We start from the raw sequence: 537 nt of genomic DNA, 5'->3' as shown, positions 1-537 counted from the left end.
GGATTGGTTATTGAAAGGATTAAACCCGTTGCCAGTTCGTCGGATCAAAGCTGCCCTCTACACCAGGTACCTTTTATTGAATTACCTCTGTTTAAAATCGTTGTTCTTTGATATAATTACCGAAGAATAATTTAAAGAGAGGTGACGTACTATGAGTAAGAGTTTAGTAGAAGAGAATCGAGAGCTTAAGCAGCAGATCAAAGCTTTGAAGGATCAGGTTAATAAGTTGACAGCGATTATTAAGCTTCAGCAAAACCAAATGTTTGGGAAAAAAACTGAAGTAATTGAGTCCGTAGTTGATGGTCAGCAATCACTGTTTAGTGATGATGAACTAGCTCAGCTGCAAGATTCTAATGTTTCAATCACGGAAGTGATTGAAAAGCAGACAAAACAAGTGGTGCGTCACCGGAAAGCCAAGTCTTCTGGTCAGCGGACCGCTTTTTTGGATGGTTTACCTCAAGTGGATAAGACGATTCATATAACTGTAGAGGGCGGGACTAAAATGTAGGAAAACGGCGGTTTAAAATTGTCAGTTTT

1 pseudogene is annotated in these 537 nt (G+C 39.5%); it reads left to right on the top strand.

Going from position 1 to position 537, the window contains the following annotated elements:
* Positions 1 to 151 precede the first annotated feature (151 nt).
* A pseudogene (locus FD34_RS01865) lies at positions 152 to 490 on the top strand (IS66 family transposase); the annotation flags it as partial.
* Positions 491 to 537 lie beyond the last annotated feature (47 nt).

Origin of the sequence: Limosilactobacillus pontis DSM 8475, assembly GCF_001435345.1 — a bacterium.
Classification (GTDB): domain Bacteria; phylum Bacillota; class Bacilli; order Lactobacillales; family Lactobacillaceae; genus Limosilactobacillus; species Limosilactobacillus pontis.
Note: the sequence above shows the minus strand (reverse complement) of the source record. Positions and strands in the feature narration are given on the sequence as shown.